This is a genomic window from Scandinavium manionii (assembly GCF_024764775.1).
GTDB lineage: Bacteria > Pseudomonadota > Gammaproteobacteria > Enterobacterales > Enterobacteriaceae > Scandinavium > Scandinavium manionii.
The window spans coordinates 353,321-373,490 of sequence record NZ_JALIGC010000039.1; the positions used below are offsets into that span (position 1 = coordinate 353,321).

General features: G+C 55.3%; 18 protein-coding genes and 1 tRNA gene. 8 read left to right on the forward strand and 11 right to left on the reverse strand.

Annotated features, from left to right (window positions below):
• The first annotated feature begins 2 nt into the window (after positions 1 to 2).
• The 3 genes from alkB (at position 3) to mgtE (ending at position 3,940) form a co-directional block, all read left to right on the forward strand.
• Positions 3 to 641 carry a DNA oxidative demethylase AlkB gene (gene alkB / locus MUU51_RS16105; RefSeq protein ID WP_159770347.1) on the forward strand — a complete coding sequence of 213 codons (639 nt, stop codon included), beginning with the start codon at positions 3 to 5 and terminating at the stop codon, positions 639 to 641.
• An 86-nt stretch (positions 642 to 727) separates the two neighbouring features.
• Positions 728 to 2,371, forward strand: coding sequence for a multidrug ABC transporter permease/ATP-binding protein (locus MUU51_RS16110; protein ID WP_258968120.1), 1,644 nt, complete (start codon positions 728 to 730; stop codon positions 2,369 to 2,371).
• Positions 2,372 to 2,503: 132 nt separating this feature from the next.
• Positions 2,504 to 3,940: a magnesium transporter gene (gene mgtE / locus MUU51_RS16115; protein WP_258968121.1), complete on the forward strand. Its 1,437-nt coding sequence runs from the start codon at positions 2,504 to 2,506 to the stop codon at positions 3,938 to 3,940.
• Here the strand turns inward: mgtE and MUU51_RS16120 are convergent.
• Positions 3,903 to 5,150, reverse strand: a complete 1,248-nt coding sequence (locus MUU51_RS16120; protein ID WP_258968122.1) for a SulP family inorganic anion transporter — start codon at positions 5,148 to 5,150, stop codon at positions 3,903 to 3,905. The genes mgtE and MUU51_RS16120 overlap by 38 nt on opposite strands.
• 274 nt (positions 5,151 to 5,424) lie before the next feature.
• Here MUU51_RS16120 and mqo point away from each other — a divergent pair, with 274 nt between their 5' ends.
• Positions 5,425 to 7,077: a malate dehydrogenase (quinone) gene (gene mqo, locus MUU51_RS16125; RefSeq protein WP_159770356.1), complete on the forward strand. Its 1,653-nt coding sequence runs from the start codon at positions 5,425 to 5,427 to the stop codon at positions 7,075 to 7,077.
• Between the two features lie 76 nt (positions 7,078 to 7,153).
• Here mqo and eco read toward each other — a convergent pair whose 3' ends face one another.
• The 5 genes from eco to MUU51_RS16150 all read right to left on the reverse strand — a co-directional run bounded on the left by eco (position 7,154) and on the right by MUU51_RS16150 (position 10,258).
• Positions 7,154 to 7,645, reverse strand: a complete 492-nt coding sequence (eco, locus tag MUU51_RS16130) for a serine protease inhibitor ecotin (protein ID WP_258968123.1) — start codon at positions 7,643 to 7,645, stop codon at positions 7,154 to 7,156.
• A 125-nt stretch (positions 7,646 to 7,770) separates the two neighbouring features.
• Positions 7,771 to 7,869 carry a YoaK family small membrane protein gene (locus MUU51_RS16135; RefSeq protein ID WP_146220051.1) on the reverse strand — a complete coding sequence of 33 codons (99 nt, stop codon included), beginning with the start codon at positions 7,867 to 7,869 and terminating at the stop codon, positions 7,771 to 7,773.
• A gap of 221 nt (positions 7,870 to 8,090) precedes the next feature.
• A tRNA-Pro gene (locus MUU51_RS16140) sits at positions 8,091 to 8,167 on the reverse strand.
• Positions 8,168 to 8,242: 75 nt separating this feature from the next.
• A complete protein-coding gene (gene yejM / locus MUU51_RS16145; RefSeq protein ID WP_258968124.1) occupies positions 8,243 to 10,003 on the reverse strand; it encodes an LPS biosynthesis-modulating metalloenzyme YejM in 1,761 nt (586 codons plus the stop codon).
• A gap of 27 nt (positions 10,004 to 10,030) precedes the next feature.
• A complete protein-coding gene (locus MUU51_RS16150; RefSeq protein WP_159770401.1) occupies positions 10,031 to 10,258 on the reverse strand; it encodes a YejL family protein in 228 nt (75 codons plus the stop codon).
• Positions 10,259 to 10,391: 133 nt separating this feature from the next.
• Between MUU51_RS16150 and yejK the strand changes: the two genes are divergently transcribed.
• Entirely contained in the window at positions 10,392 to 11,396 is a 1,005-nt protein-coding gene (gene yejK / locus MUU51_RS16155) for a nucleoid-associated protein YejK (RefSeq protein WP_159770404.1), read from the forward strand.
• Between the two features lie 59 nt (positions 11,397 to 11,455).
• Here the strand turns inward: yejK and rplY are convergent, their stop codons facing one another.
• Positions 11,456 to 11,743 carry a 50S ribosomal protein L25 gene (gene rplY, locus MUU51_RS16160; protein ID WP_110509351.1) on the reverse strand — a complete coding sequence of 96 codons (288 nt, stop codon included), beginning with the start codon at positions 11,741 to 11,743 and terminating at the stop codon, positions 11,456 to 11,458.
• A 231-nt stretch (positions 11,744 to 11,974) separates the two neighbouring features.
• Positions 11,975 to 13,732, reverse strand: coding sequence for a DNA repair helicase RadD (gene radD / locus MUU51_RS16165; protein WP_258968125.1), 1,758 nt, complete (start codon positions 13,730 to 13,732; stop codon positions 11,975 to 11,977).
• A gap of 148 nt (positions 13,733 to 13,880) precedes the next feature.
• Here radD and rsuA point away from each other — a divergent pair, with 148 nt between their 5' ends.
• From rsuA to MUU51_RS16180, 3 genes are all read left to right on the forward strand, one after another.
• Positions 13,881 to 14,588 carry a 16S rRNA pseudouridine(516) synthase RsuA gene (gene rsuA, locus MUU51_RS16170; RefSeq protein ID WP_159770410.1) on the forward strand — a complete coding sequence of 236 codons (708 nt, stop codon included), beginning with the start codon at positions 13,881 to 13,883 and terminating at the stop codon, positions 14,586 to 14,588.
• Between the two features lie 16 nt (positions 14,589 to 14,604).
• On the forward strand, positions 14,605 to 15,801 hold the full coding sequence (locus tag MUU51_RS16175; RefSeq protein ID WP_159770413.1) for a Bcr/CflA family multidrug efflux MFS transporter: 1,197 nt from the start codon (positions 14,605 to 14,607) through the stop codon (positions 15,799 to 15,801).
• 310 nt (positions 15,802 to 16,111) lie between these two features.
• Positions 16,112 to 16,456 (forward strand): YejG family protein, encoded by a 345-nt coding sequence (locus MUU51_RS16180; RefSeq protein WP_258968126.1) that lies wholly within the window; start codon positions 16,112 to 16,114, stop codon positions 16,454 to 16,456.
• A gap of 3 nt (positions 16,457 to 16,459) precedes the next feature.
• On the opposite strand, the gene yejF is transcribed toward MUU51_RS16180, so the two are convergent.
• From yejF to MUU51_RS16195, 3 genes are read right to left on the reverse strand one after another with little or no spacing between them, the layout of a single operon-like run.
• Positions 16,460 to 18,049 (reverse strand): microcin C ABC transporter ATP-binding protein YejF, encoded by a 1,590-nt coding sequence (gene yejF / locus MUU51_RS16185; protein ID WP_258968127.1) that lies wholly within the window; start codon positions 18,047 to 18,049, stop codon positions 16,460 to 16,462.
• A gap of 1 nt (position 18,050) precedes the next feature.
• Positions 18,051 to 19,076, reverse strand: coding sequence for a microcin C ABC transporter permease (locus tag MUU51_RS16190; RefSeq protein ID WP_258968128.1), 1,026 nt, complete (start codon positions 19,074 to 19,076; stop codon positions 18,051 to 18,053).
• Positions 19,076 to 20,170 carry a microcin C ABC transporter permease YejB gene (locus MUU51_RS16195; protein ID WP_159770422.1) on the reverse strand — a complete coding sequence of 365 codons (1,095 nt, stop codon included), beginning with the start codon at positions 20,168 to 20,170 and terminating at the stop codon, positions 19,076 to 19,078. The genes MUU51_RS16190 and MUU51_RS16195 overlap by 1 nt, the downstream gene beginning before the upstream one ends.

Sequence of the window (20,170 nt, forward strand, 5' to 3'; positions counted from 1 at the left end):
CAATGCTGGATTTGTTTGCCGATACTCCGCCGTGGCAGGAGCCGCTCGCGCCGGGGGCGATTATTTTACGCCGCCGCGCGCTGGCCAATGCCGAAGAACTGCTCGCCGAAATCAATCGAGTGGCGGCCCAGTCTCCCTTCCGGCAAATGGTCACACCCGGTGGCTACACCATGTCGGTGGCGATGACCAACTGCGGGCACGTCGGCTGGACGACAAATCAGCACGGATATCTGTATGCCAGCCTTGATCCGCAAACCGGGCAGCGCTGGCCCGCCATGCCCGTGGCTTTTTTAACGCTGGCCCAGGCATGTGCGCAGGAAGCGGGCTATGCCGATTTTCAGCCGGACGCCTGTCTTATCAACCGATATTCGCCGGGGGCCAAACTCTCGCTGCATCAGGATAAAGATGAAAAAGACCTGCGCGCGCCGATTGTCTCGGTCTCGCTGGGCTCGCCTGCGGTGTTCCAGTTTGGCGGGCTGAAACGCAACGATCCGCTGCAACGCGTGCTGCTTGAGCACGGTGATGTAGTGGTGTGGGGAGGCGAATCGAGGCTGTTTTATCATGGCATTCAGCCGCTTAAAGAGGGCGATCATCCGGCAACCGGCGCATTCCGTTTCAATCTCACTTTCCGCCATACCTGAAACAGCAATAAAAATAAGAATTATTCTTGATGTAGAACGCAAGCCGTTTAAACTGCTGGCTGTTTTGGTCGTCCGGAATCGTTTTTATGCAGCTTCTTCTTCTGGTCTGGCGGCAGTACCGCTGGCCTTTCATCGCCGTCATGGTGCTGAGCCTGCTGAGCGCTGCGCTCGGTATTGGCCTGATTGCGTTTATTAACCTGCGCCTGATCGAAAGCGTCGATGCATCACTGACGGTGCTTCCGGAATTTCTCGGCCTGCTGGCGCTGCTGATGGCCGTCACGCTCGGCTCGCAGCTGGCGTTAACTGTGCTCGGGCACCACTTCGTCTATCGCCTGCGCAGTGAATTCATCAAACGTATTCTCGACACTCAAATTGAGCGGGTCGAAAAATTGGGCAGCGCCGCGCTGCTCGCCGGGCTAACCAGTGATGTTCGTGCCATTACCATTGCCTTCGTGCGTTTACCGGAGCTGGTGCAGGGCATCATTTTGACCTTTGGTTCGGCGGCGTATCTGTTCTTCCTGTCCGGCAAAATGCTAGTGATCACCGCGTTGTGGATGGCGTTGACCATCTGGGGCGGCTTCGTGCTGGTGGCGCGAGTGTACAAACACATGGCGACCCTGCGTGAAACGGAAGACAAGCTGTACCACGATTATCAGACCGTGCTGGAAGGGCGCAAAGAGCTGACCCTCAACCGCGAGCGCGCGGAGCACATCTTCAACACCCTGTATATTCCTGACGCCAAAGAGTATCGCCACCACATCATTCGCGCCGACACCTTCCATTTAAGCGCCGTGAACTGGTCGAATATCATGATGCTCGGGGCGATTGGTCTCGTGTTCTGGATGGCGAACAGCCTCGGTTGGGCAGACACCAACGTCGCCGCGACCTATTCACTGACGCTGCTGTTTCTGCGTACGCCGCTGCTTTCCGCCGTCGGCGCGTTGCCGACGCTGCTCAGTGCCCAGGTGGCGTTTAAAAAGCTGAACACTTTTTCGCTGGCACCGTATCGCACCGAGTTTCCAAAGCCGGAAGCCCATCCGCACTGGCAAACGCTGGAGCTGCGTGACGTGGAATTCCATTATCAGGACAACAACTTTGCCGTCGGGCCGATTAATCTGACGCTGAATCGCGGGGAACTGGTGTTTCTGATTGGCGGCAACGGTAGCGGGAAATCAACGCTGGCGATGCTGCTCACCGGGCTTTATCAACCGGTTTCCGGGACGATTCTGCTCGATGGTCAGCCGCTGGCGGTGGATAAACCGGAAGATTATCGCAAGCTGTTCTCGGCGGTGTTTACCGACGTGTGGCTGTTCGATCAGCTGCTCGGTCCGGAAGGGCATCAGGCGAATCAGACGCTAATCGACAAGTGGCTGGAACAGTTAAAAATGGGCCACAAGCTGAAGCTTGAGAACGGTAAAATTCTTGACCTGAAACTCTCCAAAGGGCAGAAAAAGCGCGTCGCGCTGCTGCTGGCGCTGGCCGAAGAACGTGACATCATTCTGCTGGATGAATGGGCCGCCGATCAGGACCCCCATTTCCGCCGCGAGTTTTATCAGGTTCTGCTGCCGCTGATGCAAGAAATGGGGAAAACCGTGTTTGCTATCAGCCATGACGATCACTACTTCATTCACGCCGACCGCCTGCTGGAAATGCGCAACGGTAAACTCAGTGAACTGACCGGGGAGGAGCGCGACGCCGCTTCCCGGGATGCCGTTGCCCGCACCGCGTAACCCTTTATGCCCCTGTTTCAGGGGCATTTGCTCTCTTTTTCACCGTTCCGGCCCTTCGTTTATTATTTTTTACATTGACTCGCGCTATGCTTAGAGGCTGGAAAACCGCCCCCGCTCAAGGATTGCCAACCGATGTCCGTGTTTCATAAAAACAGCGCCCGACTGCGTGACCAGGAACGTGCCCGACTTATCTGGCTGCTGACTACCGACAAAGCCATTACGTCCGCGCTAACTAACAAACTGACGCTGGCAGAACAGTATGACGAAGGGCAGCTGGCGGATGATATTGCCGAAGTGGGTGCGCTGGTGGCGCACCTGCCTGCGCCCGATCTGGCGGATACGCTGGAGGCACTGCCGTCCGATGAACGTCATGCGCTTTGGGGGCTGGTGGAAGACAGCAAGCGCGGCAACGTGTTGCTCGAAGCGTCCGAAGGCGTATATGAAGACCTGATCGAAGGAATGAGCGACAAGGCGCTGCTTGATGCGCTGGAAACTCTCGATATCGATGAAAAAATCTATCTGGTTCAGCACCTTCCGCGCAATCTGACCGGTCGTCTGTTGGCGACGCTTGCGCCAGCCGAACGCGACCGCGTGCGCCAGGTGATGAATTACGCCCACGACAGCGTGGGTGCGATCATGGAATTCGAGGTGATCACCATTCGCCCGGACGTCACGCTGGGCGCGGTGCAGCGCTACCTGCGCCGACTGGGAAAAATGCCGGAGAACACCGACAAACTGTTCGTCACCTCGCGCGATAAAACGCTGCTTGGCGAACTGGAACTGCAAACCATATTGCTCAATCCGGCGCAGCGCCGGGTAAACGACGTGATGGAAGCAGAGCCCGTTACCTTCCATCCTGAAGAAGATGCTGAAAAAGTTGCGCGTACCTTTGAACGTGATGACTTGCTGAGTGCCGCCGTGATTGACGCCGAAGGCAAACTGCTCGGGCGTCTGACCATCGATGAGATTGTTGACGTGGTGTACGAAGAAACCGACAACGATATTCGCCAGATGAGCGGTCTGAGTAACGATCAGGACGTATTCGCCCCGGTCAGCAAAGCGGTGAAAACGCGCTGGGCGTGGTTGGCGGTCAATCTGTGTACCGCATTTATCGCCTCAAGGGTGATTGATAGCTTCGAACACACCATTTCCCAGCTGGTGGCGCTGGCCTCGCTGATGCCCATCGTGGCGGGGATCGGCGGTAATACCGGCAACCAGACCATCACCATGATCGTTCGTGCGCTGGCGCTCCAGCATATTCAGCCGGGTAACTTTTCGTTCCTGATCCTGCGTGAAATGGGCGTGGCCTTGATTAACGGCCTGGTGTGGGGCGGCATAATGGGCGGAGTGACGTGGTGGCTGTACGATGACCTGCAGCTTGGCGGCGTGATGATGCTGGCGATGGTGCTTAACCTGCTGGTGGCGTCGTTGATGGGGGTACTGATCCCGATGATCATGACCAAGTTTGGCCGCGATCCGGCGGTAGGCTCCAGTGTGATGATCACCGCGATCACCGACACTGGCGGCTTCTTTATTTTTCTGGGGCTGGCGACGGTGTTTCTGCTTTAGCCGCGTGATGGCGGCGGATACGCTTCGGAATCAACACCAGCGCCACAATTCCGGCCAGCACACCAATGGCCAGATTGCCGGTGCTGACGGTCGCCGCGACGGTGACCAGCATCACCAGCGTCACCGACCACGGCGTTTGCTTCAGGGTGGCTGGCTGGATGCTGTGCCAGCTAAAGGTTTTGAACGCCACAATGGCCATGATTCCGGCGAGCACCGCCATGGGGATTTTGGCCATTACATTGCTCAGCCCGGTCACCAGTAACAGCAACACCAGGCCTGCCACCACGGTAGACAGGCGGCTGCGGCCTTTACCCATTTCCACATTGACGATGGTCTGACCGATCATCGCGCACCCGGCAATCCCGCCGAAAAAGCCTGCCATAATGTTGGCGATACCAAGCCCGGCGCTTTCACGCGCTTTGCTTGACGGCGTGGCGGTTAAGTCATCGACCAGTTTTGCCGTTAGCAGCGATTCCATCAGCCCGACAAAGGCGATACTTAGTGCGCAGGGCCAGATTATTTGTAATGTTTGCAGATTGAGCGGCACCAGCAACTGGGTCAGGCCGGGCAAACCGCCTGACATCGAGCCTTCATCGCCGACGGTCGGCAGAATCTGGCCGCTATAGACGGTGTACAACGTCAGAATAACGATAGCGAGCAGCGGCGAAGGCACGCTTTTAATTACTCGCGGTGCCCACAGTACAATCAGCAGCGTGGCGGCAAACAGCGCCAGAATCAGCGGCTCTTTGCTCCAAAAATGCGGCACCTGGGCAAAGAAAATAAGAATACCGAGCGCATTCACAAAGCCGGTCATTACCGCCTGCGGGATGAATCGCATCAGCCTCGCCATGCCGAACACACCAAATAAAATTTGAATCACGCCCGCCATCACCACTGCAGGCAGGATGTACGCTACGCCGTGCTGATGCACCATCGGGCCGATGACCAGCGCCACTGAACCCGCCGCCGCCGTAACCATCGCCGGACGCCCGCCGAGGAACGACATCGCCAGACACAGCACAACCGACGCAATCAGGCTCACTTTCGGGTCAACGCCTGCAATCACCGAAAAAGAAATCACTTCCGGAATCAGCGCCAGGGCGGTGATCACCCCGGCCAGCGACTCGCGCAGCAGCAGGGCAGGAGAGCGCACGATAGTGGCGAGCGCATTTTGTTCAGCAGTCGTTAACGATGAAGAGGTATCAGGCATAGAGAAATTAAGGTTATGGATGACCGGTTAATCATAAGCACGAGATGTGCTGTATGTCACAAAACGGGCGATATTACCGCGTTGCGTCACATTTCGCCAGTACCAATACTCATCCGTGTGACACATTTATTAAACATTTTTATAACAGTTATCAAAACAGGACTTAAAGATTAAACAATATTTAAATCTTTCACCGTCAGTGCTAACGTGGATTTCCCCGAATCGTTTCACCTGCGCTAAAACAAAAAACGCGAGTACAGTAAGGCTCATTACGATGACTAAAAAGATGGCCGTACGCAGCTCACAGGCAGTTGGTTTAGATGCCGAACCTCTGGCAGACCAGACCCACGCCCGTACCGAGCATGAGACGGATGTGTTGTTGATTGGCGGTGGCATCATGAGCGCCACGCTGGGAACCTGGCTTCAGGAACTGGAGCCGGATTGGTCTATTACCATGGTTGAACGTATGGAAAGCGTCGCCGAGGAGAGCTCCAACGGCTGGAATAACGCCGGTACCGGCCATGCCGCCCTGATGGAACTGAATTACACGCCGCAAAAAGCGGATGGTTCTGTCAGCATCGACAAAGCCATCGAGATTAACGAAGCCTTTCAGATCTCGCGCCAGTTCTGGGCGCACCAGGTGACACGCGGCGTTTTGCAACAGCCGAAGACCTTCATCAATACCGTACCGCACATGAGCTTTGTGTGGGGCGAAGATAACGTCAACTTCCTGCGCGCTCGTTATGCAGCACTTCAGCAGAACTCGCTGTTCCAGGGAATGCGTTATTCCGAAGATACCGAACAGATTAAGAAGTGGGCTCCGCTGGTGATGGAAGGGCGCGACCCGCAGCAGAAGGTCGCTGCGACGCGGACCGAAGTCGGCACCGATGTGAACTACGGTGAAATTACCCGTCAGCTGATTGCCGGCCTGCGTCGTCATGACAATTTCTCGTTGCAGCTCAACACCGTGGTACGCCGTTTTAAACGCAACGCGGATAACAGCTGGACGGTCACCGTTTCTGACGCCAATAACGCTAAAGTTCGTCGCATCATCCGGGCGAAATTTATCTTTATCGGCGCGGGCGGGGCGGCACTCAAACTGTTGCAACAGACCGGCATTCCACAGGCGAAAGAGTACGCGGGCTTCCCGGTCGGTGGCCAGTTCCTGGTGTGCGAAAATCCTGAGGTGGTGAATCATCATCTGGCGAAAGTGTATGGTCAGGCCTCCGTGGGCGCGCCGCCAATGTCGGTCCCGCACATTGACACCCGCATAATCGACGGTAAGCGCGCGGTGCTGTTTGGGCCGTTCGCGACGTTTTCGACCCGATTCCTGAAAAACGGTTCGCTGTGGGATTTGCTCGGCTCGACCAATAAATCAAACATTCTGCCGATGATTAACGTCGGACTGGATAACTTTAGTCTGGTGAAGTATCTGGTTGGGCAGGTGATGCAGAATGATAAAGACCGTCTGGCTGCACTGCAGGAATACTATCCGTTAGCGAAGAAAAGCGACTGGCGGTTGTGGCAGGCGGGTCAGCGCGTGCAAATCATCAAACGCGACGAAGACAAAGGCGGTGTACTGCGCTTAGGTACGGAAGTGGTCAGCGATGATGAAGGTACGGTTGCCGCACTGCTTGGCGCCTCGCCGGGCGCCTCAACGGCGGCACCGATCATGCTGCATTTGATGGAGCAGGTATTCAAAGAGAAAGTGAATTCGCCTGCATGGCAGGAAAAACTGCGCTCGGTGGTGCCGACTTACGGCAGCCGTCTGAGCGGTGACCCACAGGCCATTCAGCAGACGCTGGCGCACACCAGCGAAGTGCTTGGCCTGCGTTATGATGCCGACACGCCGGCCGATCCTGTACCGCAGGCGCAGTTCACGCCTCCGCGGGTGGAGCTGCAACCGGTGGCAGATATCGCCCTGTAACAAAAAAGCCCCGCTTAACATGAACTGTCCCACCGTATAGGGTCAGTCTATTAACGGGGCTTTTTTTAACGCTGAATTAGCGCTTTTCGGCGTTCTGCACTTTGTCTTCGGCTTTCCAGATGCGGTATTTCACGTCGATGTTAGCTGGCGTGTAAACCACAATTGGGAGCTTACTGTTGTAGCGCACCATCGCGTCGTCACCCAGATACGCGGTCACGAATTTCTGTGTTTTCTTGCCGTCCGGGCAGGCCATCATAGTGGACGCCGGGGACGTCACTTTATCGAAGACGTAGTAGTCGTAACCCCAGCCTTCCAGCGTTTTGCTTTCCAGTTCACCACCCAGGCGATGCTGGTTGCAGTCCACTTCCAGGGTTTGACCAATCAGTAGCTCCACTTTGTAACCAGACTCGTCTTTCTGCTGCGGAAGCGTAATGACCTGACGCTTCATCCCTTTTTCCGCCTGCGGGTAAGGGGCCACTTTTTCAAGCGGCGTATTGGCCGCGAAGGCACTGGCAGAAACACAGGCCAGAGAGAGCACGGCAGCAGCAAGTTTGGATGCGTTTTTCACTGTTAATCCTTTTGATCAGTTAGCAACAAGCAGATCGTACCATCACCACAGTTAATGGTAAGTGTTATTTACCAATATTTTAATTTTGTGTGGTGATATGTACTAAGGCCAATCGCCCGTGAAACTCAGGAACCCGGTGTGGCGTAGCCACCGATGATAAACCAGGCCAGGAAGGCGACCGCGACGATAAAACACAGGATAGGGAAGGCGATTCCAATGCGCATAAAACCTCTTGATGTCCTTAATCAGGAACTGATTTGCGTAATTCACGAAGCGAAGAGGATAACACATTGCTAACAATGAGCGCGGTTGTGTTTTTGCACAATGTCTACTCATTATAAAATGCAGTTATCGTTTAACTTTATGATTTTAGGTGTTTTTGTCGAGCGAGGCTGGTTATTGATTGAGCGTGGTGAGCGAGTAATATCGTTTCGGAAAATGATTTTGGTCGGCACGGAGAGATTTGAACTCTCGACCCTCGCCACCCCATGACGATGCGCTACCAGGCTGCGCTACGTGCCGACGCTGAAAAATAATACTACCTTTTTCAACGCCGGATGCAAGACGGTTTCCGCCAACTGATTTAAAAATAATCAATCAGTTAGCGATGAAACGTTTCTCTTCGGTCAGCACCTGGAGCAGCAGACTCAGCTGTGGCTTCTCGTTCTCCACTTTCTCATCGTCGCGATTCCACGTGTGGTAGTTACCGTTGTGATTCAGCACGACGGTCACCTTCGGCGTGGTTATCGCCAAGTCAGTATTGCTCGCGGCGGTGACCCAGTTATGGCGGCGCGTGGCGCTGAACAAGTCCTGCCCCTGAGAATATTCATTGGCAGGCGTGCTGACGTGCAGCAGGCGCTGCATCAGCGTGGTCATCACATCTTTATGGTTAGTCAGAGTGGTGATTTCCTGCGTTGGCGTACCCGGCCAGTGAACCACCAGTGGAACCTGAAGCTGCTCGCGAGACCAGTCGAAATTCGCGCCTTTTTTATCCAGTGATACGCCGTGCGCTGCCGTGATAATCACCACGGTTTTGTCGAACTTGCCGGACGCTTTCAGTGCGGTCAGCACGCGGTCAATCTGCTTATCAACATCCCCGGCAGCGCGGGAATAACGGCGGTTAAAGCCTTGCTTCTGGGTGTCGGCAAGGGTGGTTCCGTTGAGCGAAATCCAGGAGAACCAGCGGTTCTCTTCCTGCGCATAGCTCCCCAGCCAGTTGATCCACTGGGAAGCGGTATCCGCATCGCTCTGAGATTTGGACGGTGGCAGCGAGAAGTCTGACAGCAGCGCCTGGCGATACATTGGGCTGCTGAATCCGTCAGAGGAGAACAACCCAAGCTGATAACCCTGCTGATTCAGCGCGGAAATCAATGCCGCCGGAACGCGTGCGGACAACACGCCATCCATATAGCTTGGTGAAATCCCGTAGAACAGGCCGAAGATCCCGCTGTCGGCGGCATTACCGGCGCTCAAGTGCTGAGTAAAGTTAAGGTTTTGCTGCGCAAAACTGCCCAGGGCAGGCATCTGCTTCTCAAAACGGGAATAATTCAGGCTATCGACCGTAATCAGCAGAACGTTCTGTCCGGTGCCCATATCGCGGTAGCGCAAATCGCTCAGCGGATATTGCACGGAAACGGCTTCCGGATCGCCTTGCTCCACCAGACGGCGCTGATAATCCTGCGCGTCCAGCAGGCCGTGTTTCTCAAGGAAACGACGGGCGGTCATCGGATAGGAAAGTGGCAAATTCGCGCGCTGCATGGTTATCGGGCGATAGAAATTCGCATCGGCCCAGATGTACATCACATGCGTGGCGATAAATGCAGTAAACAGAAACCAGGCGACCGGGCGAGCATAGTGGCGGCGGCGCGTAAGGCTACGCAGCTTTTGCCAGCTCCAGGTAGCGAATAGCATCTCAATCAGCAGAATGACCGGCACGCTGATAAACATAAGCTGCCAGTCGCGGGCCATTTCGTTCTGATCGGGGTTAATCACCAACTCCCACACTACCGGATTAAGGTGCAAGTGGAAGCGAGTAAAGACTTCGCTGTCGATAAGCAACAGCGTCATGCCCACAGTGGCAAGAATGGCGGAGAAGAACCGCATCAGGCGCTGGGACATGACAACGAAGGTGAGCGGGAAGAGGATCAGCAGGTAGGTGGCGAACACCAGAAAGCTGAAATGCCCGACGAGGCTGATGTACGAGTACACGCGACCGGACAGCGTGGTCGGCCAGTCGGCGACAAACAGATAGCGGCTACCGAGAACTGCGGCCAGCAGAATGTTGAACAGGGCAAACCAGTGCCCCCAACTGACCATCTGGGACACTTTTTCTCGATAGGGCTGACGATGAGTCACCATAAACTGTTTGTCGTCTTCCTTTTGCGCTTAGTGCGCTGGGTCGTCGCTAACCGAGGATTGCAGCGCCTGAGCAAAGGAGCGGACAATCGCCTGGCGCTGTGCTGGCGCGACGCTTGTGTTAATCAGGTTAGTCACCATATTGCCCAACACCATCAGTGAAAGGTCAGTCGGTGCCTTGTGTTTTTCCAGCACGTTGGCAAGCTCAGTCAGCAGCTGTTCAACGTGTTCATCACTGTAGCGGGAGATTTGCGGCATAAATCCAGAATCTGTTTGTTCATGAAAGGGCAACATATTACCGTAGCAGCAGCTTTTTTTCCGCTTTTTTTCGCCTTTACACAGTTGCGTCCGCGATGGTTGAATACCGTCCGGTCTAAAAGGAGAGTTTAACATGAGTCTGGATATCAACCAGATTGCCCTGCACCAGATGATCAAGCGTGATGAAGAGAACCTTGAAGTGGTGCTGCGCGATACTTTGCTGGAGCCGACGGCAACGGTCGAAGAGATGATGGCTGAGCTGCATCGGGTCTATAGCGCAAAGAACAAAGCCTATGGCATGTTCAATGAAGAGAGCGAGCTGGCCCAGTCTCTGCGCCTGCATCGTCAGGGTGAGGAAGATTTCCTGGCCTTTAGCCGCGCAGCGACCGGTCGCCTGCGTGACGAACTGGCGAAATACCCGTTCGCTGACGGCGGCATCGTACTGTTTTGCCACTATCGCTATCTGGCGGTGGAGTATCTGCTGGTGGCGGTGCTCAACAATCTGAGCAGCATGCGCGTGAACGAGCAACTGGATATCAGCTCCACGCACTATCTCGATATCAATCATGCCGATATCGTGGCGCGTATTGATTTGACCGAATGGGAAACTAATCCGGACTCCAGCCGCTACCTGACTTTCCTGAAAGGGCGAGTCGGGCGCAAAGTGGCCGATTTCTTTATGGATTTCCTCGGGGCAAGCGAAGGGTTGAACGCCAAAGCGCAGAACCGGGGTTTGCTGCAGGCAGTTGACGATTTTACTGCCGAAGCGGAGCTCGATAAATCTGAGCGTCAGAACGTGCGCCAGCAGGTTTACACCTATTGCAACGAACAGCTGCAGGCCGGGGAAGAGATTGAACTGGAGTCGCTGTCCAAAGAGTTGTCGGGCGTCAGTGAAATGAGTTTCCACGAATTCACCGCCGACAAAGGCTACGAGCTGGAAGAGAGTTTCCCGGCCGACAGAAGCACGCTGCGCCAGCTGACCAAATACGCCGGAAGCGGCGGTGGGCTGACCATCAATTTTGATGCGCTGCTGCTGGGCGAACGTATTTTCTGGGATCCGGCCACCGATACGCTGACCATCAAAGGCACGCCACCCAACCTGCGTGACCAGTTACAGCGCCGCACCAGCGGCAAGTAACCTAAAATCAGCGATAAAAAAACCCCGCCGAGGCGGGGTTCTTCACAACTTGTCAGCGATTACGCGCGAACGAAGTCGATGTGAGTCAGTTTTGGCTTGAACGGGTGACGCTGAACAGCCTGAACCTTCACTTTCTCTTCTTTACCACCAGCAACCACGATGGTCAGAACTTCGGTGTAGAAACCTTCTTTAGTCTGCAGGTTCCACACTTTGTCGTGGTCCAGTTCCAGAGCTACTGGAGCAGCTTCGCCACCGTAGACGATTGCTGGGAACTGGTTAGCGGTACGCAGGCGGCGGCTCGCACCCTTACCCTGCTCTTTACGTACTTCTGCGTTTAAAGTAAACATTGATGTCTCTCTATATGTAATCCTGTTACAGGCGACCCAGCAACAGGCAAGTGATCTGCTTTGCACATGCAAAAGCGGGCGGGATTATAGCCTTCAATCCCCACAGGGGCAATTGGAAACTACATACCTGATACGGGCAATCGCCGGTCGGTACACGAAAATTGAGGGATTTTTCCCGCAATATTAGGGGGCGCTTAAGGGCGCTTGCGTTGATCGACTGCGGGGGCCGGGCTAGCGCAGCTCATTGGCGCGACGGAAACGGCCTTCATAATCAAAGATTTTTTCGCGCACCTGCCAGAATTGCCCTTTTTTACGCGCGACAACAAAATCCGGATGACGCAGTAAAACTTGCTGAGCAAGGATATCGGCAGGCGTTATCCAGCGCAGCGGCACGCCGGGCGTGCGAGTATGAGGGCGCATAAAAAGCTGCTCGAAGGCGGTTTTCAGTGCGGGCGTTTGCAGGCGGAAGCGCTCACTCACATCGGCCCCGTCTTCGTCGTGATAGGTGACTTTCAGCCACGGGCCTTTTTCGTCAGCGCCGTCCTGTAACGTCATGCCGCTACAGCGCAGCACCAGCGCATCTTTAAGCTTCAATGCCGCTTTCAGCATATCGTCCGGGTCAACCAGCACCGTGTCACATTCGCGGCAACGCCGCGCCGCGATATCATTTTCCGCATTACACTGCGGGCAGTTTTTAAAGCGGAAGCGGAAATCACACTGCTCGCGATGGCCATCGTCATCTTCAAACCAGCCCTGACAGCGGCGGCCAAAATGTTCGATAAGCGTGCCGTCCTGAGTTGTTTTTCCCCAGAACGTATTGGCGAAACCGCAGGCAGGGCAGAAAACCTGTACTGGTACGTTGTCACTTTTGCCTTTCGGCGCGCCGACTTCCGGGGCAAACAGGTCATGCGGGTTTCCGGCGTAGTCGAGTATCAGGCAATCGGTCTTGCCAGGCGACAGGCGCAGGCCGCGGCCGACAATTTGTTGATAAAGGCTGACGGATTCCGTCGGGCGCAGAATGGCAATCAGGTCGACGTGCGGCGCGTCAAATCCGGTGGTCAGCACCGCGACGTTCACCAGATAGCGAAACTGCTGGGCTTTGAACGCCTCAATCAGTCGGTCTCGTTCCGGCGTGGGTGTATCGCCGGTGATCAGTGCCGCCTCTGAGGCTGGTAGCAGGCCGGTGACTTCTTTGGCGTGCTCTACGGTTGAAGCGAAAATCATCACCCCTTTGCGATTCTGCGCAAATTCAACAATCTGGCTGATGATGTGCGGCGTTACGCGCTGCTGTTTTTTCAGCTCAACGTTAAGATCTGCCTCACTGAACAGGCCGTTGCTTTGCACCTGCAGGCGGCTGAAATCGTATTGAACCACCGGCATATCCAGTCGTTCCGGCGGCGTCAAAAAGCCGTGCTTAATCATGTAGCGCAGCGGCAGTTCATAAATGCAGTCGCGGAACAGCGCTTTTTCATCACCGCGTACCATGCCGTGATAATGAAAGCGATAAATCCAGCCTTTTCCCAGACGGAACGGCGTGGCAGTCAGCCCCAGCAGGCGTAAGTGAGGGTTCACCTTTTTAAGGTGATTAAGAATTTGCTGGTACTGGCTGTCATCGTCATCGCTGATGCGGTGGCATTCATCGACAATCAGCAGCGAAAACTCGGCCTGAAACAGCTCAAGGTTGCGCGCCACCGACTGCACGCTGCCGAAAACCACTTTGCCGTGGCTCTCTTTGCGCTTTAGTCCGGCGGCAAAAATATCGGCCTCAAGCCCTAACGCCCGGTACTTCGCGTGGTTCTGCGCCACCAGTTCTTTGACGTGAGCAAGCACCAACACACGCCCACGCGCCAGGCGAGCAAGCTCGGCTATCACCAGGCTTTTCCCGGCGCCGGTGGGCAACACAATCACCGCGGGCTGCTGGTGTTGACGAAAGTGGGAGAGGGTGGCGTCCACCGCTTCCTGTTGATAAGGGCGAAGTGTAAAGGTCATGGTTCCAGCGTCATTATTTCCAGGCAAATAGTATGCCATGAATCTTTTCGCTTGAGTGGCTTGGCAGGGCCGTTATACTTGACCCTTAGTACAGCTTCATTTTCGGGCCACGCCCGATACCCGCACAATTACAGGCTAAAAATACTTCATGCGACTCGAAAAGTTTATCGCCCAGCAACTCGGCGTCAGCCGTGCCATTGCCGGGCGTGAAATTCGCGCCAGCCGCGTTACCGTGGATGGCGAGATTGTCAAACTCAGCGCGTTTAAGGTCCTGCCGGAACACACTGTGGAATATGACGGAAACCCGTTGATTCAACCGACTGGCCCACGCTACTTCATGCTCAACAAGCCTCAGGGTTATGTGTGCTCAACGGATGACCCGGATCATCCGACGGTGCTTTATTTTCTCGATGAGCCACTGGCGCACAAGCTGCACGCCGCAGGGCGTCTCGATATCGACACCACCGGCCTGGTACTGATGACCGACGACGGCCAATGGTCGCACCGCGTCACTTCCCCGCGTCACCACTGCGAGAAAACCTATCTGGTGACGCTGGAATCACCGGTGTCCGATGACACAGCTGAACAATTCACCAAAGGCGTTCAGCTGCATAATGAAAAAGATCTGACCAAACCCGCACAGCTGGACGTGCTGACCCCGACTGAAGTCCGTTTGACCATCAGTGAAGGGCGCTATCACCAGGTGAAACGCATGTTTGCGGCGGTAGGCAACCACGTTGTGGGCCTGCATCGCGAACGGATTGGTGAGATTAAACTTGATGACGATTTGGCACCAGGTGAATACCGGGCGCTGACGGAAGACGAAATCGCCAGCGTTGGCTTATCGCCGCGCTAACTTCAGGAGTAGATTAGTGACCACCAGGCAGCACTCCTCGCTGGGTATAGTATTCATCCTTGGCCTCCTGGCCATGCTGATGCCGCTTTCAATTGATATGTATCTCCCGGCGCTGCCGGTCATTTCTGCGCAGTTCGGCGTCCCGGCGGGCAGTGCGCAGATGACGCTCAGCACCTACATTCTGGGCTTTGCCCTCGGTCAGTTGCTGTATGGCCCAATGGCTGACAGCATTGGTCGTAAGCCGGTTATTCTCGGTGGCACGCTAGTGTTCGCGGCAGCTGCAGTAGCGTGTGCGCTGTCGCAGACCATCGATCATCTGATCATTATGCGCTTCTTCCACGGCCTGGCCGCGGCGGCTGCAAGCGTGGTGATCAACGCCCTGATGCGTGACATTTACCCGAAAGAAGAGTTCTCCCGCATGATGTCGTTCGTCATGCTGGTGACGACCATTGCGCCGCTGGTGGCGCCCATGGTCGGCGGGGCGGTGCTGGTGTGGTTTAGCTGGCATGCGATTTTCTGGATCCTCGCTATTGCTGCACTTCTGGCCTCAACGATGATCTTCTTCTTTATCGATGAGACCTTGCCGCCGGAGCGCCGTCAGAAGTTTCATATCCGCACCACGATGGGGAACTTCGCCTCGCTGTTCCGCCATAAGCGCGTACTGAGCTACATGCTGGCCAGCGGCTTCAGCTTCGCTGGCATGTTCTCGTTCCTCAGCGCCGGGCCGTTTGTTTACATCGAACTGAACCACGTTTCACCGCAGCATTTCGGTTATTACTTCGCGCTGAATATCGTATTCCTGTTTATCATGACCATCATCAACAGCCGCTTTGTGCGCAAAGTCGGTGCGCTGAACATGTTCCGCGCCGGGCTGTGGATCCAGTTCGCGATGGCCGTTTGGATGGTGGTGTGCGCACTGCTTGGCGTGGGCTTCTGGTCTCTGGTGCTTGGTGTAGCGGCGTTTGTGGGCTGCGTATCGATGGTTTCTTCCAACGCGATGGCGGTTATTCTCGACGAATTCCCGCACATGGCGGGCACGGCGTCGTCGCTGGCGGGAACTTTCCGCTTCGGGATTGGTGCGATTGTGGGGGCGTTGCTGTCGATGGCGACCTTTACCACCGCGTGGCCGATGCTGTTTTCCATCGCATTTTGCGCCAGTTGTTCGATTTTGTTCTCTCTCTACGCCAGCCGTCCTCGTAAAAACCCGCGCTAATACACATCTGTTTAACAAAAAGGGGCTGAAATCAGCCTCTTTTTGATGCATATCAACCGCTAAGCGTTTTGTACTGCCCGATCATGTTTATTTTATGTAAAATCAATTGGTATAAAAAGTCACATCACTGTAGATAAAAAGGTTGTTTTAGATCACAGAAACGGGTACATATAGCGCCGTTATGCCGGTTTGGCATACGAGTGACGATAAAAACGTACGTACCCTTGGCTGGATGCAGGACGATTTGTCAACGATGTGTTAATATGGATGTGAAATATTTGTGAAGCATTTTGCTTCCGGGGAAAAAGACGTGAATACACAACAGCTTTCTATCGTACACCGACTGCCCCAGAGCTATCGCTGGTCTGCCGGTTTTGCAGGTTCAAGAGTTGAACCGATTCCGCAAAATGGTAACGAAGATGATAATTGCCTGGTGGCCCTGAAATTACTGAGTCCTGACGGCGATACCGCATGGCCCGTGATGCAGAAGCTGAGTCAGGCGTTAACCGATATCGAATTGCCAAGCTCCGTACTGGAATGCGAAGGCGAGCCGTGCCTGTTCGTGAACATGCAAGATGAGTTCGCGGCAACCTGCCGACTGAAAAATTTCGGCGTGGCTATCGCTGAGCCTTTCTCTGGTAACAACCCTTTCTGAGCGTTAGCTTAGCGTAATCAGCTGGCGAGTATACTCCTGCGCCGGTGCGGCAAACACGCGCTGACAGACACCTTGCTCAACCACTTCTCCCTGACGCAGTACAATCACCTGATGACACAGCGAACGCACCACATGCAGGTCATGGCTGATAAAGATATAAGCCAGCTGATGCTTTTGCTGAAGTGATTTCAGCAGGGCGAGGATTTGCGCCTGTACGGTCCGATCGAGCGATGATGTGGGTTCGTCCAGCACGATAAGCTGCGGTTTGAGGATTAACGCCCGGGCGATGGCGATGCGTTGGCGCTGACCGCCGGAAAATTCAGCCGGGTAACGCCAGCGGGTTTCCGGATCGAGCCCCACTTCTTTCATCACGCTAATCACTTGGTTTTCACGCGCGTTACTGCTCAACGCGGGCTGATGAACGCGTAAACCTTCTTCGATAATTTGCAGCACGTTCAGGCGCGGGTTCAGCGATGAGTTCGGATCCTGAAAAACCACCTGGATCCGGTGACGCAGCGGCAGCATCTGCTTGCGCGAACGGCCCTGAATTTTATGCCCATCAAACGTAATATTGCCCGCCGAGGCGATTAGACGCAGCAGCGCCAGACCGGTGGTGCTTTTCCCCGATCCAGATTCTCCCACCAGACCCAGCGTTTCACCGGTATTCAGGGTAAAACTGATATTGTTGACCACTCTGTTTTCGTCAACTACCCGGCGAAACACGCCTTTGCGAACGGGAAATGCGACCTGCAGGTTTTCTACCTGCAACAGCGGCGCACTTTCTGGCGGCAGTGACACGGGCTCACCCGCGGGTTCGCTGTCGAGCAGTTTGATGGTGTAAGGATGCTCAGGTTGGCGGAACAGAGACAGGGCGCCGCGCTGTTCCACGCAGCGGCCGTTCTGCATCACCGCCACGTTGTCCGCCAGCTTACGTACGATGCTCAGGTTATGGGTGATAAACAGCAAGCCCATGTTCAGTTCCTGGCGCAACTCGCGCAGCAGTTGCAGAATTTGCGCCTGCACGGACACGTCCAGCGCGGTGGTGGGTTCGTCGGCAATCAACAGTTCCGGGCGCGTCAACAACGCCATGGCAATCATCACGCGCTGACGTTCGCCGCCGGAAAGCTGATGCGGATAATTGTCCAGCCGTTGGCGAGCATTGCGGATCCCGACGCGATCCAGGCAGGTCAGGATCTCGCCGCGCGCCGCTTCTTTACGCATTCCCCGGTGCAGGGACAGCACTTCGTACAGCTGTTTTTCCAGAGAATGCAGCGGGTTGAGCGATACCATCGGTTCCTGGAAAATCATCGCGATGCGATTCCCACGGATCCCCCGCAGCACGCGCTCATTGGCATGCAGCAGGGATTCACCGTGAAAGCGGATGTCACCGGCCGGATAACTCACCGGCGGCGTGGGCAGCAGGCGCAGAACGGACAGCGCCGACACGCTTTTGCCAGAACCGGATTCCCCGACCAGCGCCAGCGTTTCCCCGGCTTCCACCTTCAGCGACAGCTCACTCACCACCGTGCGGATTTCTTCCCTGGCGCTGAATGCGATGGAGAGATTATCGATCTCTAATAATGGTTTCGTCATCTCATACCACCTTGCTGGGGTCGAAGGCGTCGCGCACGGCTTCCCCTATGAAAATCAGCAGCGACAGCAGCACCGCCACCGATAAAAACGCGGTGATCCCAAGCCACGGTGCCTGTAAGTTATTTTTGCCCTGCAGCAGCAGTTCGCCCAGCGAAGGCGAACCCAACGGCAATCCAAAACCGAGGAAATCGAGTGAGGTGAGTGTGGTAATCGAACTGCACAAGATAAACGGCAGGAAGGTCAGTGTCGCGACCATCGCGTTGGGCAGCATATGGCGGAAGATAATGCCGCGGTCGCTAACGCCTAGCGCCTGTGCGGCGCGGATATAGTCAAAATTACGCGCACGCAGAAACTCAGCGCGAACCACGCCGACCAGCGTCATCCAGCCGAACAGCACGGTTATTGCCAGCAGCCACCAGAAATTAGGCTGAATGACGCTGGAAAGCAGGATAATTAAAAACAGCGTCGGCATTCCGGACCACACTTCGATAAAGCGCTGACCCCACAAATCGATTTTCCCGCCGTAATAGCCCTGCAACGCACCCGCCAGTACGCCCATTACGCTTGAACACAGTGTCAGCATCAGGCCAAACAGCAGCGAAATACGGGTGCCGTAAAGAATGCGCGCCAGCACGTCGCCGCCGTTGGCGTCAGTGCCGAGCCAGTTTTGTGCCGACGGTGGGGCTGGGAAGGGGCGGTCGGTGGAAAAGTTAATCGAGTTAGCGCCAAAGCGAATCGGCGCCCACAGCACGCGGCCGTGATCGCTCAATTGCTTTTGCAGCCACGGATCCTGAAAATCGGCGGCGGTGGCAAACTGCCCGCCGAAGTCTTTCTCACTGTAGGTTTTCAGCGCCGGGAAATAGATGTCACCGTGATACTGCACCACGAGTGGCCTGTCGTTGGCGATAAGCTCTGAACACAGACTGCAGGCAAAAATAATCAGGAACAGCATCAGCGACCAGTAGCCGCGGCGGTTATGGCGAAAGCGTGCCCAGCGGGCCTGATTGACGGAGCTTAAACGTGGCATCAGCGGCCCTCAAAATCAATGCGCGGATCGACCAGCGTATAGCTGATATCGCTGATGATATTCAGCAGGAGGCCAATCAGGGTGAAAATATACAGCGTGCCAAACATCACCGGATAGTCGCGGGAAACGGTCGCTTCATAGCCGAGCAGGCCTAGCCCGTTGAGCGAGAACATCACTTCAATCAGCAGCGATCCGGTGAAAAACATGCTAATAAACGTTGCCGGGAACCCTGCTATGACCAGCAGCATGGCATTGCGGAAGATGTGTTTCCAGAGGATGTTTTTCTCGCTAACCCCTTTGGCGCGGGCGGTGACCACGTACTGCTTACGAATCTCATCCATAAACGAGTTTTTGGTCAGCATCGTCAGCGCCGCAAAGCCGCCAATCACCGTCGCCAGCACCGGCAGGGTAATGTGCCACAGATAATCGGTGATTTTTTGATACCACGGCAGGGTATCGAAATTGGCAGATACCAGCCCGCGCAGCGGGAAGAGGTCGTAATAGCTGCCGCCTGCAAACAGCACAATCAGCACGATGGCGAACAGGAAGGCGGGAATAGCGTAGCCGATGATGATGAAAGCGCTGCTCCAGGTGTCGAACCGCGTGCCGTTATGGACCGCTTTACGGATGCCCAGCGGAATCGACACGAGGTAGATTATTAGCGTGCTCCATAACCCCAGCGTTATCGAAACCGGGAGGCTTGCTTTGATCAACTGTAAGACCGAAGCACTGCGGAACAGGCTGTCGCCGAAGTCGAAACGCACGTAGTTCCACAGCATGGTGAAATAGCGCTCGTGCATCGGTTTGTCGAAACCATAACGGTGGGTTATTTCGGCGATCACTTCAGGGTCTAGACCACGCCCGCCACGATACTGGCTTTCATTGATATTGCCCACGCCTGTACGGGCATGTGTTGCGCCCATACCTTCTGCTCCGCTGCCCGGCATGCCACCTTTGGTGCCAAATTCAATGGCTGCAATCGCCTGATCGACAGGGCCGCCGGGGGCAATCTGCACGATGAAAAAGTTGATGGTAATGATGGCCCACAGCGTGGGGATAACCAACAACAGTCGGCGAATCAGGTAAGCGCCCAT

Excerpts from the sequence above, each read along its gene's own strand:
- MUU51_RS16190 (WP_258968128.1), bottom strand. The coding sequence starts at position 19,076 with ATGCCACGTTTAAGCTCCGTCAATCAGGCCCGCTGGGCACGCTTTCGC.
- yejF (WP_258968127.1), bottom strand. The coding sequence starts at position 18,049 with ATGACGAAACCATTATTAGAGATCGATAATCTCTCCATCGCATTCAGC.
- MUU51_RS16150 (WP_159770401.1), bottom strand. The coding sequence starts at position 10,258 with ATGCCGCAAATCTCCCGCTACAGTGATGAACACGTTGAACAGCTGCTG.
- MUU51_RS16195 (WP_159770422.1), bottom strand. The coding sequence starts at position 20,170 with ATGGGCGCTTACCTGATTCGCCGACTGTTGTTGGTTATCCCCACGCTG.
- MUU51_RS16135 (WP_146220051.1), bottom strand. The coding sequence starts at position 7,869 with ATGCGCATTGGAATCGCCTTCCCTATCCTGTGTTTTATCGTCGCGGTC.
- mgtE (WP_258968121.1), top strand. The coding sequence starts at position 2,504 with ATGTCCGTGTTTCATAAAAACAGCGCCCGACTGCGTGACCAGGAACGT.
- MUU51_RS16120 (WP_258968122.1), bottom strand. The coding sequence starts at position 5,150 with ATGCCTGATACCTCTTCATCGTTAACGACTGCTGAACAAAATGCGCTC.
- rsuA (WP_159770410.1), top strand. The coding sequence starts at position 13,881 with ATGCGACTCGAAAAGTTTATCGCCCAGCAACTCGGCGTCAGCCGTGCC.
- radD (WP_258968125.1), bottom strand. The coding sequence starts at position 13,732 with ATGACCTTTACACTTCGCCCTTATCAACAGGAAGCGGTGGACGCCACC.
- alkB (WP_159770347.1), top strand. The coding sequence starts at position 3 with ATGCTGGATTTGTTTGCCGATACTCCGCCGTGGCAGGAGCCGCTCGCG.
- yejM (WP_258968124.1), bottom strand. The coding sequence starts at position 10,003 with ATGGTGACTCATCGTCAGCCCTATCGAGAAAAAGTGTCCCAGATGGTC.
- yejK (WP_159770404.1), top strand. The coding sequence starts at position 10,392 with ATGAGTCTGGATATCAACCAGATTGCCCTGCACCAGATGATCAAGCGT.
- MUU51_RS16110 (WP_258968120.1), top strand. The coding sequence starts at position 728 with ATGCAGCTTCTTCTTCTGGTCTGGCGGCAGTACCGCTGGCCTTTCATC.
- rplY (WP_110509351.1), bottom strand. The coding sequence starts at position 11,743 with ATGTTTACTTTAAACGCAGAAGTACGTAAAGAGCAGGGTAAGGGTGCG.
- mqo (WP_159770356.1), top strand. The coding sequence starts at position 5,425 with ATGACTAAAAAGATGGCCGTACGCAGCTCACAGGCAGTTGGTTTAGAT.